General features: G+C 63.7%; 14 protein-coding genes and 1 pseudogene. 2 read left to right on the top strand and 13 right to left on the bottom strand.

Annotated features, from left to right (window positions below):
- Position 1: 1 nt before the first annotated feature.
- From ccmE to ccmA, 5 genes are all read right to left on the bottom strand, one after another.
- Positions 2-457: a cytochrome c maturation protein CcmE gene (gene ccmE, locus ACTJKT_RS07280; RefSeq protein ID WP_009047728.1), complete on the bottom strand. Its 456-nt coding sequence runs from the start codon at positions 455-457 to the stop codon at positions 2-4.
- Positions 454-630, bottom strand: coding sequence for a heme exporter protein CcmD (gene ccmD, locus ACTJKT_RS07275; RefSeq protein ID WP_025805225.1), 177 nt, complete (start codon positions 628-630; stop codon positions 454-456). Before ccmD ends, ccmE begins: the two co-directional genes overlap by 4 nt.
- The gene (locus tag ACTJKT_RS07270) at positions 627-1,382 is read right to left on the bottom strand and encodes a heme ABC transporter permease (protein ID WP_440786635.1); all 756 of its coding nucleotides are present in this window, start codon (positions 1,380-1,382) and stop codon (positions 627-629) included. Before ACTJKT_RS07270 ends, ccmD begins: the two co-directional genes overlap by 4 nt.
- Positions 1,383-1,458: 76 nt before the next feature.
- Positions 1,459-2,127: a heme exporter protein CcmB gene (gene ccmB / locus ACTJKT_RS07265; protein ID WP_009047725.1), complete on the bottom strand. Its 669-nt coding sequence runs from the start codon at positions 2,125-2,127 to the stop codon at positions 1,459-1,461.
- Positions 2,124-2,759, bottom strand: a complete 636-nt coding sequence (gene ccmA, locus ACTJKT_RS07260) for a cytochrome c biogenesis heme-transporting ATPase CcmA (RefSeq protein WP_440786634.1) — start codon at positions 2,757-2,759, stop codon at positions 2,124-2,126. Before ccmA ends, ccmB begins: the two co-directional genes overlap by 4 nt.
- Positions 2,760-2,957: 198 nt before the next feature.
- Between ccmA and fliK the strand changes: the two genes are divergently transcribed.
- Together fliK and ACTJKT_RS07250 are read left to right on the top strand one after the other, a co-directional pair.
- On the top strand, positions 2,958-4,529 hold the full coding sequence (fliK, locus tag ACTJKT_RS07255; protein ID WP_440786633.1) for a flagellar hook-length control protein FliK: 1,572 nt from the start codon (positions 2,958-2,960) through the stop codon (positions 4,527-4,529).
- Positions 4,526-4,813 (top strand): annotated as a pseudogene (locus ACTJKT_RS07250) (EscU/YscU/HrcU family type III secretion system export apparatus switch protein); the annotation flags it as partial. The gene fliK and the pseudogene ACTJKT_RS07250, both read left to right, overlap by 4 nt.
- 39 nt (positions 4,814-4,852) lie before the next feature.
- On the opposite strand, the gene ACTJKT_RS07245 reads toward ACTJKT_RS07250, so the two are convergent.
- The 8 genes from ACTJKT_RS07245 to ACTJKT_RS07210 all read right to left on the bottom strand — a co-directional run bounded on the left by ACTJKT_RS07245 (position 4,853) and on the right by ACTJKT_RS07210 (position 12,723).
- Positions 4,853-5,245 (bottom strand): DUF2802 domain-containing protein, encoded by a 393-nt coding sequence (locus ACTJKT_RS07245; RefSeq protein WP_037033950.1) that lies wholly within the window; start codon positions 5,243-5,245, stop codon positions 4,853-4,855.
- The gene (locus ACTJKT_RS07240; RefSeq protein WP_011060011.1) at positions 5,246-5,728 is read right to left on the bottom strand and encodes a chemotaxis protein CheW; all 483 of its coding nucleotides are present in this window, start codon (positions 5,726-5,728) and stop codon (positions 5,246-5,248) included.
- A 78-nt stretch (positions 5,729-5,806) separates the two neighbouring features.
- Positions 5,807-6,709, bottom strand: a complete 903-nt coding sequence (locus tag ACTJKT_RS07235) for a chemotaxis protein CheW (protein ID WP_440786632.1) — start codon at positions 6,707-6,709, stop codon at positions 5,807-5,809.
- Positions 6,710-6,793: 84 nt separating this feature from the next.
- Complete coding sequence (locus ACTJKT_RS07230) at positions 6,794-7,582, bottom strand: ParA family protein (RefSeq protein ID WP_007922498.1); 789 nt, start codon at positions 7,580-7,582, stop codon at positions 6,794-6,796.
- A gap of 50 nt (positions 7,583-7,632) precedes the next feature.
- Complete coding sequence (gene motD / locus ACTJKT_RS07225) at positions 7,633-8,517, bottom strand: flagellar motor protein MotD (protein ID WP_025805218.1); 885 nt, start codon at positions 8,515-8,517, stop codon at positions 7,633-7,635.
- A 15-nt stretch (positions 8,518-8,532) separates the two neighbouring features.
- Positions 8,533-9,273: a flagellar motor protein gene (locus ACTJKT_RS07220; protein ID WP_440786631.1), complete on the bottom strand. Its 741-nt coding sequence runs from the start codon at positions 9,271-9,273 to the stop codon at positions 8,533-8,535.
- Positions 9,273-10,394, bottom strand: a complete 1,122-nt coding sequence (locus ACTJKT_RS07215; protein ID WP_440786630.1) for a protein-glutamate methylesterase/protein-glutamine glutaminase — start codon at positions 10,392-10,394, stop codon at positions 9,273-9,275. The genes ACTJKT_RS07220 and ACTJKT_RS07215 overlap by 1 nt, the downstream gene beginning before the upstream one ends.
- Before the next feature lie 49 nt (positions 10,395-10,443).
- Positions 10,444-12,723: a chemotaxis protein CheA gene (locus tag ACTJKT_RS07210; protein ID WP_440786629.1), complete on the bottom strand. Its 2,280-nt coding sequence runs from the start codon at positions 12,721-12,723 to the stop codon at positions 10,444-10,446.
- Positions 12,724-12,727 lie beyond the last annotated feature (4 nt).

Genomic DNA, 12,727 nt, shown 5'->3' with positions numbered 1-12,727 from the left:
ATCAGCCCTCCTTGGCCGGAGCCGGCGCCATTTGCCCACTGTCTTTGAGGGCCTTGGTCACTTCCGGCGGCATGTACTTCTCGTCGTGCTTGGCCAGCACTTCGTCGGCCACCACCACGCCATCGGCGTTGAGCTTGCCCAGGGCGACGATGCCCTGCCCTTCGCGGAACAGGTCCGGGAGGATGCCGCGGTAGGTGATGGTCACGGCCTTGTTGAAGTCGGTGACCACGAAGCGCACGTCCAGCGAGTCCGCCGAGCGTTGCAGCGAGCCCATCTGCACCATGCCGCCGGCACGGATCCGGGTGTCATGGGGGGCTTCGCCGTTGGCGATCTGGGTCGGGGTGTAGAACAGGTTGATGTTCTGTTGCAGGGCGCTCAGCGCCAGGCCGACGGCAACGCCCACGCCCCCCAGCACGCCAAGGATGATCAACAGACGCTTTTTACGCAGCGGATTCACTGATTGTTCTCCCGGCGCAGACGACGCGCCTCTTGTTCCAGGTAACGCTTGCGGGCCAGCAACGGCACCGCCACGTTGAGGACCAGCACCACCAGGCAGATGCCGTAGGCTGACCAGACATACAGGCCGTGATGGCCCATGGCGAGAAAGTCGGCGAAGGAAGAAAAGCTCATGATGCCGCCTCCAGGCTGTTCTGCACTTCGGCCCTGACCCAGCTGGCGCGGGCTTCGCGCTTGAGCACTTCAAGACGCATGCGCAGCAACAGCACCGCGCCGAAGAAACAATAGAAGCCCAATACCGTCAGCAACAGCGGCAGCCACATCTCGACGGGCATCGCCGGTTTTTCGGTGAGGGTGAAGGTCGCGCCCTGGTGCAGGGTGTTCCACCACTCCACCGAGTATTTGATGATCGGGATGTTGATCACCCCGACGATGGCCAGCACCGCGCAGGCCTTGGCCGCGCTGTCGCGATTGCTGATGGCGTTGCCCAGGGCGATCAGGCCGAAATACAGGAACAGCAGGATCAGCATGGAGGTCAGGCGTGCGTCCCAGACCCACCACGAGCCCCAGGTCGGCTTGCCCCAGATGGCCCCGGTGACCAGCGCCACGGCGGTCATCCAGGCACCGATGGGCGCCGCGCATTGCAGGGCGACGTCGGCCAGTTTCATCTTCCACACCAGGCCCACCACCCCGCACACCGCCAGCATCACGTAGATGGACTGGGCCAGCATGGCGGCGGGAACGTGGATGTAGATGATGCGGAAGCTGTCGCCTTGCTGATAGTCCGGCGGCGCGAAGGCCAGGCCCCAAATGACGCCGAGGGTGATCAGCAGCAAGGCTGCGATGCTCAACCAGGGCAACAACCTGCTGCTGATGCCGTAAAACCACTTGGGTGAGCCGAGCTTATGAAACCAGGTCCAGTTCATACTGTTTCCATCACGGGTGCCGCGCGTTGTCACGCACGGCCAGGGTCTTTACTGATCAAAATTTGATCAGACCTCATTATTCGCCGACGCTGATCTTCAGGCCAGCTGCTATTGCAAAAGGTGTCAGAGTTACTGCCAGGGCGGTCAGGCTCCCAAGCCACAGCAGATAACCGGTCGCCGGCATACCCTGCAAGGCCGCCTGCAAGGCGCCGCTGCCGAGAATCAATACCGGGATGTACAGGGGCAGGATCAGTAGCGCCAGCAACAGGCCGCCACGCTTGAGTCCTACCGTCAACGCCGCGCCCACCGCTCCCAGCAGGCTGAGCACCGGAGTACCCAGCAACAGGGACAGCAACAGCACCGGCAGACAGGCTGTGGGCAGACCGAGCATCAGTGCCAACAGGGGCGCAAGCAATACCAGTGCCAGGCCGGAAAAGGCCCAGTGTGCCAGTACCTTGGCCAGAACCAGAAGAGGCAGGGGGTGCGACGAAAGGACCCACTGTTCCAAGGATCCGTCCTCGAAATCACTGCGAAAAAGCCCGTCCAGCGAGAGCAAAACCGATAATAAGGCCGCTACCCAGACTAGCCCTGGAGACAAGGTTTGCAACAATTGTGTCTCAGGTCCCACCGCCAATGGGAACAGTGAGACGACAATGGCGAAAAATACCAGCGGGTTGGCCAGTTCGGCGGGACGGCGGAACAGCAGCCGGGATTCGCGGGCAACCAGCAGTCCGAAAACACTCATACGGCCCAATGCCCCAGATCGATGTCGCGATAGCCGGTCGGCATGCGGCTCAGTGTGTGGTGGGTGGTGAGGATCACCATGCCGCCGCGTTCGCAATGGCCGGCCAGGTGCTCTTCCAGTTGTGCCACGCCCTGCTTGTCCAGGGCGGTGAAGGGTTCGTCGAGGATCCACAGCGGCGGGCTGTCCAGGTACAGCCGGGCCAGCGCCACCCGGCGCTGCTGGCCAGCGGACAGGGTGTGACAGGGCACATCCTCGAAGCCGCGCAGGCCGACCGCCGCCAGGGCCTGCCAGATCGCCTCGCGTTCGGCAGGCTGATGCAGGGCGCAGAGCCAACTGAGGTTTTCCTCGGGGGTCAGCAGGTCCTTGATCCCTGCCGCATGGCCGATCCACAACAGGTTGCGCGCCAGCTCCGCACGTTGGGCGTTGAGCGGCTGGCCATTGAGCAGCACCTGACCGCTGGTCGGCTGCATCAGCCCCGCCAGCAGGCGCAACAGGCTAGTCTTGCCGCTGCCGTTGGGACCGCTGATCTGCAACATGTCGCCGCTGGCCAGACGCAGTTCGAGCTTTTCGAAGAGCAGCCGCAGGTCGCGCTCACAGGCTAGTGCTACGGCTTCTAGAAGAGGACTGGTCAAATGATCGCGGGCCTTTAGGGTTCAAGTCGGCGGTGGAGCAGCCGTTAAAGAGATGCAGAATAAACGCATCGGCGGCCTGTTCCAGAGAGCTGCGTCAAACTTTTGCGATGTTTTCGCCATGCCCCCCGAAGACGGGCGGCATTATACATGCGATGCCCTACTCTCAAGAGGGCTTATTTCTCCACAGGTTGTGTCCAGATGACAGGCGAAATCACCCTTCCCCCGCTGCCGCAGCTGATGCCGGGAACCGCGCGCACGCTGCCGGTCAGTGGCGAGTTGCTCAAGCTGCTGCAACCGCTGGAAGGCCTGATCGCCGCAGGCCAGTCGGCCAAGGCCGAAGTGCTGTCGCTCAAGCAGGCGGACCAGACGTTTCAGCTGTTGCTCAAGCTGACCCTCGACAGCGGCCGGCAGACCACCGTCCAGGCCACCAGCAACCAGCCGCTGCCCCTGGGCACCAGTCTGGCGGTGACCCAGCCCTCGGCCGGCAACCTGGCCATTACCCTGCAGCAGGCGATTGCCGCCAGCGTCGCCACCCTGACCCGTATCGACACCGCACAGCTTCCCGTGGGCACCCTGCTGCAAGGCAAGGTGCTGACCAGCCAGCTGCAACCCCAGGCAGCCGGACAACCGGCGGTCTACCGCTCGCTGGTGAGCCTGCTCAACACCGCCCTGAGCGGCAGCACCCTGAGCATCGACAGCCCACAGCCCTTGCGTATTGGCAGCCTGCTGAGCGCCCTGGTGCAGGGCTCGCAGAGCTTGAGCTTCGTTCCGCTGAGCGGGCGCCAGGAGCAACTGGCGATCGCCCAGCAACTGGCCACCCAGCAAAGCCGCCAGGCCTCGCTGACCGGCCTGATCAATGCGCTGCAGAATCTGCCGCCTTCCGACAGCACGTCCAGCGAACTGCGCGTCGCGGTGGACAAGCTGCTCGCCGGCCTGCCCGACCTCCAGCAATTGAGCAACCCCAAGGCGCTGGCCCAGGCCCTGGGCAACAGCGGCGCCTTTCTCGAATCGCGACTGCTGGCCGGCGACAATCCCGCCCTGGCCGGCGACCTGAAAGGTAACCTGCTGCGCCTGATTGCCCAGATGACGCCGGGCCTGCCGGCCAGCACCAGTTTCAACGCGATCATTGCCGCCAACACCCTGGCCCAGGTGCTGCCGAGCTTTGTCCGCAGCGCCCTGGGCACCCTCGGCCAGGTCAGCGCCAAACCCCAACCGGGGGGCTTCCCCCTGCCCTCGCGGCTGCTGCAAAGCCTTGAGGAGGAAGGCGACCTAGAACATCTGCTGCGCCTGGCCGCGGCTGCTGTTTCACGCTTGCAGAGCCATCAGCTGGCGAGCCTGGAACAGAGCGGCCTGACCGATGACGGCCGGCTGCTGACCACCTGGCAGCTGGAAATCCCGATGCGCACGATGCAGGACGTGGTGCCCTTGCAGGTCAAGTTCCAGCGCGAGGACCCGGCGGAAAAACCGCCCGAGGAAAAACGTCAGGAACGCGAACCGAAACAGCAGCTGTGGCGCGTCGAACTGGCGTTCGACCTCGAACCCCTGGGCCCGCTGCAGGTGCAGGCGCAATTGCTCAAGGGCCGCCTGTCCAGCCAGCTCTGGGCCGAACGGCCATTTACCGCGAGCCTGATCGAAAGCCATCTGGGCAGCCTGCGTGAACGGCTGCTGGCGTCCGGCCTGGATGTCGGCGACCTGGACTGCCATCTCGGCACGCCACCGCAGGGCCAGAAAACCCGACTGGAACAACGCTGGGTCGATGAAACCGCATGAATAATCCCAACCCGCCACGCCAGGCCATCGCCCTCAAGTACGACGGCCAGCACGCCCCCACGCTGACCGCCAAGGGCGACGACGAACTGGCCGAAGCCATCCTGAAAATCGCCCGCGACTATGAAGTGCCGATCTATGAGAACGCCGAGCTGGTGAAGCTGCTGGCGCGCATGGAACTGGGCGACAGCATTCCCGAGGAGTTGTATCGGACCATCGCCGAAATCATCGCCTTCGCCTGGAACCTCAAGGGCAAGTTCCCGGCCGGGCATGAGCCGCAGGAAGCGGCACTGGAGAAGGATGTCACCGACTGCGGCTACGGGATTTCAGCTTTTGTGCAGCTTGCTCATCAACTCGGCCTCGGCCTGGGTCAAGCCGCAGGACTGAGTGAGTTCGTCGACGCTGGCGCCCATGCCCACCAGGCGCGCGGCCTGGGCGAAGGACAGGCTCGACGGATCGCGCTGTTCCAGCTGGGCCAGCTTGTCCGGCAACGGGCCGACCACCGCGCGCAGCTCATGCAGGTCCTCGCCCATGCGCACCGTACCGTTCTGGTAGTCGTCGACACGCTTGGCCAGGTCCTTGATGCGCTGATCGCGCAGCGCATCGCCCTGGGCCTGCTGGGCGGCGATCTGCCGCTGAGCGCGGATATAGGCCAGGAACATCGCCAGCGTGCCTGCCCAAAAGAGGAACAGGACAATTACCGCAACCTCGAGAATCAATCAGATACTCTCCAGTTCCGACCACTCTTCTTCGCTCATCATCTTGTCCAGCTCAACCAGAATCAGCAGCTCGCCGTTCTTGTTGCACACGCCCTGGATGAACTTGGCCGACTCTTCGTTACCGACGTTCGGTGCGGTCTCGACTTCCGACTGACGCAGGTAAACCACTTCCGCCACGCTGTCGACCATGATCCCGACCACTTGCTTGTCGGCTTCGATGATCACGATGCGGGTGTTGTCGTTGACCTCGGTCGGCACCAGACCGAAACGCTGGCGGGTATCGATCACGGTCACCACGTTGCCGCGCAGGTTGATGATGCCCAGCACATAGCTCGGGGCACCCGGTACCGGTGCGATCTCGGTGTAGCGCAGGACTTCCTGCACGCGCATCACGTTGATGCCGTAGGACTCGTTATCCAGCTTGAAAGTTACCCATTGCAGGATCGGATCTTCAGAACCCTGTGCAGACGACGACTTATTCATACCCCTGACCCCTCAAAAAACCGTTGGAAACGGTGTGTGTTCTGTGTGGCTGCACCGTCGGCGCAGCCTGTTGTTGGTCTATATCGGCTTCGGCGCCGGTTTGCTGATAGCCATGTGTTTCGCCCCGCCGCTGGCGATCAGCTCGGCCAGTTCGGAAACGTCCAGCAGCGCGCACATATGCTCGATGACCGTACCCGCCAGCCATGGCCGCTGGCCACGGTGGCTGCGCCATTTGATTTCGTTCGGGTCCAGGCGCAACGAGCGACTGACCTGATGCACCGCCAGCCCCCACTCGTAGCCCTGGACCGAGATCACGTATTGCAGGCCCTGGCGGAAGTCGTCGCGGTAGCGATCGGGCATCACCCAGCGCGCGGTATCCAGCACCTTCAGGTTGCCGGCCTGGCTCGGCAGGATCCCGAGAAACCATTCCGGCTGGCCGAACAACGGCGTCAGTTCGTGCCCCGCCAGGGAGTAGATCGACCCCAGGCAGACCAGCGGCACCGCCAGGGTCAACCCGGCGACATCGAACAGCAGGCACTCGAAGGGCTCCGCCGCCCAGCTCGGCCGGTCGTCGCCCGCCACCGGTGGTGGCGTACTGCTGGGCGGCCGATGCACTTCGACCACCGGCTCGACCAGGCCTTGCAGCAAGGGCGCAACGGTCGACAGGGTGGCCGGCAGTGGCGCGGGCGCCTCCAGTACCGGGGCGATCACAGGCTCCTCGACCCGGGCCAGCGGCGCGACTACAGCCGCGGCTGGCGGCGCACGCTGGACCAGGGCATCGCGAGCCTGTTCTTCGAGCACCGCGGCCTGGAACTCATCCAGGACCTCGCTCGAAACCGCCACTTCTTCTACGGCTGCCTGAACCTGCGGCAGTGCTTCGGGAACTGCGAACTCTTCTTCGGTGGCGTCCTGCAGCAATGCGTCCAGGTAGGACTGCAGCGCCAGCTGCGGCCGGGACGTAACGTCGACAGGACGGTTCATGAGGATGCCCACGGATAAAACCCAGCACAGTGACCTGTAGGCTTTATCGGCCAGACCGGCAGCAGACTTGAATGATCCGGCACGTCAGGCCACCTGCGGGACAAGTTGCTGGGCCAGCAGGTGCTTGAGCAAGGCGCGGTAGGCCAGTACACCGCGGCTCTTGCCGTCGAATTGCGAAGGCGTCAGCCCGGCCCGGCTGGCATCGCGCAGGCGCGTGTCGACCGGGATATAGCCCTGCCAGATCTCATCCGGGAACTTGTCGCGCAACACCCGCAGGGTGCCCAGGGACGCCTGGGTCCGACGGTCGAACAGGGTCGGCACGATGCTGAACGGCAACGCCTGTTTGCGCGAGCGGTTGATCATCGCCAAGGTATTGACCATGCGCTCCAGGCCTTTGACCGCCAGGTGCTCGGTCTGCACCGGGATCACCAGTTGCTGGCTCGCCGCCAAGGCGTTGACCATCAGCACGCCGAGCAACGGCGGGCTGTCGATCACTGCGTAGTCGAAATCCTGCCACAGCTGCGCCAGGCTCTTGGCGATCACCAGGCCCAGGCCGCTCTGCCCCGGCGACTGGCGCTCCAGGGTAGCCAGTGCGGTGCTCGATGGCAGCAGGGAAATACGTTCGTCGCTGGTCGACAGCAACAACTGCCCGGGCAAGCCCTCAGGCACGCTGCCCTTGTGCAGGAACAGGTCGTAGTTACTGTGTTCCAGGCTGTCGGGGTCATAGCCGAAATAGCTGGTCATGGAGCCGTGGGGGTCGAGATCGACCACGACCACGCGCTTGCCCGCCTCGGCCAGCAACCCGGCTAAAGCGATGGAACTGGTGGTCTTACCGACACCACCCTTTTGGTTGGCAACTGCCCAGACTCTCATTCAGATCGTTCCTCCCGGCAGGCACGGGCCGACCGAGAAATAGCACCCAGTTATAAAGCCGGTGACGGAGAATTGACGGCACTCTCGCGTCCCGGCGTCTTGACTGGCGTAGGTGCAGTTTGTGTGCCAGCCCGCTTCAATGCCGCATCCGGTGTTGCATGGGCGGTGCCGGTGCCTGTCAGGCTGCGGCGTACATCGAGATTGCGCGACACCACCAGCACCACCCGACGGTTGCGGGCACGGCCATCGGCCGTCGCGTTATTGGCTACCGGCTGGAACTCGCCGTAGCCGACCGACGCCAGGCGCTGCGGATTGACCCCCTGCATCGACAGCATCCGCACGATGCTCGCCGAACGGGCCGACGACAGCTCCCAGTTGGTCGGGTACTGCGCGGTCTGGATCGGCTGGTTGTCGGTAAAGCCCTCGACGTGAATCGGGTTGTCGAAGGGTTTGAGGATTGCCGCCACCTTGTCGATGATGTTGAACGCCAAGTCGCTGGGCATGGCATCGCCGCTGCCGAACAACAGGCTGGAGTTGAGTTCGATCTCGACCCACAGCTCGTTGCCGCGCACGGTCATCTGGTTGGAACTGATCAGGTCGCCAAAGGCCGCGCTGATATCGTCGGCGATGCTTTTCAGCGGGTCGCTGGCGCCGGCGATACCGGCATCGGTCTGCTCGCTGTCCTTGACCAGCGGCTTGGCCGGGGTCACGGTCTGGGGCCGCTCCTCACCGATGGGAATCGGCTTGAGGGCGCGATCCGAGTCGGTGAACACGCCGATCAGCGCTTCGGAAATGACCTTGTACTTGCCCTCGTTGATCGAGGAGATCGAGTACATGACCACGAAAAAAGCGAACAGCAAGGTGATGAAGTCCGCGTAGGACACCAGCCAACGCTCATGGTTGACATGCTCTTCATGCCGGCGACGACGGGACATAGTCCATTACCCCCATCAATCCATGAAGCCTTGCAGCTTCAACTCAATGGAACGAGGGTTTTCACCTTCGGCAATCGACAGGATTCCTTCAAGCAACATTTCGCGATAACGCGACTGCCGCAAGGCTATGGACTTGAGCTTGGCGGCGATCGGCAGCAACACCAGGTTGGCGCTGGCCACACCGTAGATGGTCGCGACGAAGGCCACGGCGATACCGCTGCCCAGCTGCGTCGGGTCGGCCAGGTTGCCCATGACATGGATCAGGCCCATGACCGCACCGATGATACCGATGGTCGGCGCGTAGCCGCCCATGCTTTCAAAGACTTTGGCCGCTTCGATGTCACGGCTTTCCTGGGTGTAGAAATCCACTTCCAGGATGCTGCGGATGGATTCCGGCTCGGCGCCGTCCACCAGCAGTTGCAGGCCCTTGCGCGAATAGGTGTCAGGCTCGGCATCCGCCACGCCTTCCAGGCCCAGCAGGCCTTCCTTGCGGGCGGTCAGGCTCCAGTTGACGACACGATCGATGCCACCGGCCAGGTCGACCCGCGGTGGAAACAGGATCCAGCCGAGGATCTGCATGGCCCGCTTGAAAGCGCTCAGCGGCGACTGCAGCAATGCCGCACCGATGGTCCCGCCGAGCACGATCAGCGCCGCCGGACCATTGGCCAGGGCCGACAGATGACCGCCTTCCAGGTAGTTGCCACCGATGATGGCGACGAACGCCATGATGATCCCGATGAGGCTTAGAACATCCATCAGAGACAAGCCTCGACCAGATGCTTGCCGATGTCGTCCAGGCCGTACACCGCATCCGCCAGCTCCGCCTTGACGATCGCCATCGGCATCCCGTAGATCACGCAGCTCGCCTCATCCTGGGCCCAGACCGCGCTGCCGCCCTGCTTGAGCAGGCGCGCGCCTTCGCGACCGTCGGCGCCCATGCCGGTGAGGACCACCGCCAGAACTTTGTCGCCGTAGGACTTGGCCGCCGAACCGAAGGTGATGTCCACGCACGGCTTGTAGTTCAGACGCTCGTCGCCCGGGAGGATTTTCACCGCGCCACGGCCGTCGACCATCATCTGCTTGCCACCCGGTGCCAGCAGCGCCAGGCCCGGACGCAGGATGTCGCCATCCTCGGCTTCCTTGACGCTGATCCGGCAGAGCTTGTCCAGGCGCTCGGCGAACGCCTTGGTGAAGGCCGCCGGCATGTGCTGGATCAGCACGATCGGCGCCGGGAAGTTGGCCGGCAGTTGGGTCAACACCCGCTGCAGCGCCACCGGACCACCGGTGGAGGTACCGATGGCCACCAGTTTGTAGGCCTTGCGCTTGGGTGCCGCCGACGAACCAGTGGCCGTCGTGCGGGCAGGAACCGGCGCCGGTGCCGGACGTGCCGGGACCGTGCTGCTGAAGCTGCTGGTGCTCGATGGCGCAGGCGTCGGTGCCGGTTGTGGCGCCGGGGCACTGTAGCTGCTGAAACGACGGTTACTGCGCGAGATGCTGTGGACCTTCTCGCACAGCAGTTGCTTGACCTTCTCGGGATTGCGCGAGATGTCTTCGAAATTCTTCGGCAGGAAATCCACCGCGCCGGCATCCAGCGCATCCAGGGTCACCCGGGCGCCTTCATGGGTCAGCGAGGAGAACATCAATACCGGCGTCGGGCAGCGCTGCATGATGTGCCGCACCGCCGTGATGCCATCCATCATCGGCATCTCGTAGTCCATGGTGATCACGTCCGGCTTGAGCGCCAGAGCCTGATCGATCGCCTCTTTACCGTTGGTCGCGGTACCGACGACCTGGATATTGATATCCGCTGAAAGAATTTCCGAGACGCGGCGGCGGAAGAACCCCGAATCGTCCACCACCAGGACCTTGACTGCCATAAACACTCCGTTAGGCGGGGCAAGGCAAATGGCCCCGCCCCTCCGGTATTCAAATACGCCGTGCGGCGTAACGCTTGAGCATGCTCGGAACATCGAGAATCAGGGCGATGCGGCCGTCACCGGTGATGGTGGCGCCGGACATCCCCGGAGTTCCCTGGAGCATCTTGCCCAATGGCTTGATGACGACTTCTTCCTGGCCGACCAGTTGATCGACGACGAAGCCGATGCGCTGGGTGCCAACCGAAAGGATCACCACGTGGCCTTCGCGCTGCTCTTCGTGAGCGGCGGAACTGACCAGCCAGCGCTTGAGGTAGAACAGTGGCAGCGCCTTGTCGCGAACGATCACCACCTCCTGGCCGTCGACCACGTTGGTGCGCGACAGGTCCAGGTGGAAGATCTCGTTGACGTTGACCAGCGGGAAGGCGAACGCCTGGTTGCCCAGCATCACCATCAGGGTCGGCATGATCGCCAGGGTCAACGGCACCTTGATGACGATCTTCGAACCCTGGCCCTTGGTCGAGTAGATGTTGATCGAACCGTTGAGCTGGGAAATCTTGGTCTTCACCACGTCCATGCCCACACCGCGGCCGGACACGTCGGAGATCTCGGTCTTGGTCGAGAAACCCGGGGCGAAGATCAGGTTGTAGCACTCGGTGTCGCTCAGGCGATCGGCGGCATCCTTGTCCATCACCCCACGCTTGACCGCAATGGCGCGCAGGACGTTCGGGTCCATGCCCTTGCCGTCATCGGAGATCGACAGCAGGATGTGGTCGCCTTCCTGCTCGGCCGCCAGCACCACCTTGCCGCCACGGGACTTGCCCGCTTCCTCGCGCTCTTCCGGCGACTCGATACCGTGGTCGACGGCGTTGCGCACCAAGTGCACCAGCGGGTCGGCCAGGGCCTCGACGAGGTTCTTGTCGAGGTCGGTCTCTTCGCCGACCAGCTCCAGGTTGATCTCTTTCTTGAGCTGGCGGGCCAGGTCGCGAACCAGGCGCGGGAAGCGTCCGAAGACCTTCTTGATCGGCTGCATCCGGGTCTTCATCACCGCGGTCTGCAAGTCGGCCGTGACCACGTCGAGGTTCGACACGGCCTTGGACATGGCTTCGTCGCCGCTGTTGAGCCCCAGGCGCACCAGGCGGTTACGCACCAGCACCAGCTCGCCGACCATGTTCATGATTTCGTCCAGCCGCGCGGTATCGACCCGCACGGTGGTTTCGGCTTCGCTGACCGGCTTTTCCGCCGGGGCGGCAGCCGGGGCACGAGCAGGTGCCGGAGCAGCCGCTGCAGCCGGTTTCGGCGCTTCGACCTTGGCTTCGGCTTTCTTCACCGCCGGCTTGGCGACGGCGGCAGGCGCCGAGGCCGTGACAGCCGTTGCGCTACCCACGGTCGCTGCGGCAGCGGGTACTTCAGAGAACTTGCCCTTGCCATGCAGCTCGTCGAGCAGGGATTCGAACTCCTGGTCGGTGATCAGGTCGCTACCGGCAGCGGCCGCGCTTGGCGCAGCCGGCGGCACCGCCGCGGCCACCGCGGAATCCAGTGCTTCTACCGCAAAGTTGCCTTTGCCGTGCAGCTGGTCCAGCAGTGCTTCGAATTCGTCATCGGTGATTTCGTCGCTGGCCGCGGCTTTTTCCGCAGCGGGCGCCGTGGCCGAAGGTGCCACCGCATCCGGTGCGAACTGGCCCTTGCCATGCAATTGATCGAGCAGCGACTCGAACTCGGCGTCGGTAATTTCGTCGCTGGCCGCTTCACCACCGGCCAAAGGCGCAGCAGGTGCAACAGCAGCCGGGGCTTCGGCCTCGGCCTTGGCGGCATTGAGCGAATCGAGCAGCTGCTCGAACTCGCTGTCGGTGATATCACCGGACTCGCTTTCGGTCGATTCGGCGACCGGCTCGGCAACGGCTTCAACCTCGGCCACCGGTGCGGCGACCTCCTCGGCCCCCGCAGACTCGGCCAGGCGGGCCAGGGCCGCCAGCAGTTCCGGAGTGGCGGCGGTGATCTCGGTACGCTCGCGAACCTGGCCGAACATGCCGTTCACCGCGTCCAGCGCTTCGAGCACGACGTCCATCAGTTCCGCGTCGACGCGGCGCTCACCCTTGCGCAGGATGTCGAACACGTTTTCGGCGATGTGGCAGCACTCCACCAGCTCGTTGAGCTGGAGGAAGCCGGCGCCCCCTTTTACAGTGTGAAAACCGCGAAAAATTGCGTTGAGCAGATCCGCATCGTCCGGTCGGCTTTCCAGCTCGACCAGTTGTTCGGACAGTTGCTCTAGAATCTCGCCGGCCTCAACCAGAAAATCCTGAAGGATTTCTTCATCGGCGCCGAAGCTCATGTAT

The organism is Pseudomonas sp. 22526, from assembly GCF_052044735.1.
GTDB classification, from domain to species: Bacteria; Pseudomonadota; Gammaproteobacteria; order Pseudomonadales; family Pseudomonadaceae; genus Aquipseudomonas; species Aquipseudomonas piscium.
The sequence above is the reverse complement of the archived record's forward strand: the minus strand, read 5'-3'. Positions and strand labels throughout refer to the sequence as shown.

Excerpts from the sequence above, each read along its gene's own strand:
- ccmD (WP_025805225.1), bottom strand. The coding sequence starts at position 630 with ATGAGCTTTTCTTCCTTCGCCGACTTTCTCGCCATGGGCCATCACGGC.
- ACTJKT_RS07270 (WP_440786635.1), bottom strand. The coding sequence starts at position 1,382 with ATGAACTGGACCTGGTTTCATAAGCTCGGCTCACCCAAGTGGTTTTAC.
- ccmB (WP_009047725.1), bottom strand. The coding sequence starts at position 2,127 with ATGAGTGTTTTCGGACTGCTGGTTGCCCGCGAATCCCGGCTGCTGTTC.
- fliK (WP_440786633.1), top strand. The coding sequence starts at position 2,958 with ATGACAGGCGAAATCACCCTTCCCCCGCTGCCGCAGCTGATGCCGGGA.
- ACTJKT_RS07240 (WP_011060011.1), bottom strand. The coding sequence starts at position 5,728 with ATGAATAAGTCGTCGTCTGCACAGGGTTCTGAAGATCCGATCCTGCAA.
- ACTJKT_RS07235 (WP_440786632.1), bottom strand. The coding sequence starts at position 6,709 with ATGAACCGTCCTGTCGACGTTACGTCCCGGCCGCAGCTGGCGCTGCAG.
- ACTJKT_RS07230 (WP_007922498.1), bottom strand. The coding sequence starts at position 7,582 with ATGAGAGTCTGGGCAGTTGCCAACCAAAAGGGTGGTGTCGGTAAGACC.
- motD (WP_025805218.1), bottom strand. The coding sequence starts at position 8,517 with ATGTCCCGTCGTCGCCGGCATGAAGAGCATGTCAACCATGAGCGTTGG.
- ACTJKT_RS07220 (WP_440786631.1), bottom strand. The coding sequence starts at position 9,273 with ATGGATGTTCTAAGCCTCATCGGGATCATCATGGCGTTCGTCGCCATC.
- ACTJKT_RS07215 (WP_440786630.1), bottom strand. The coding sequence starts at position 10,394 with ATGGCAGTCAAGGTCCTGGTGGTGGACGATTCGGGGTTCTTCCGCCGC.
- ACTJKT_RS07210 (WP_440786629.1), bottom strand. The coding sequence starts at position 12,723 with ATGAGCTTCGGCGCCGATGAAGAAATCCTTCAGGATTTTCTGGTTGAG.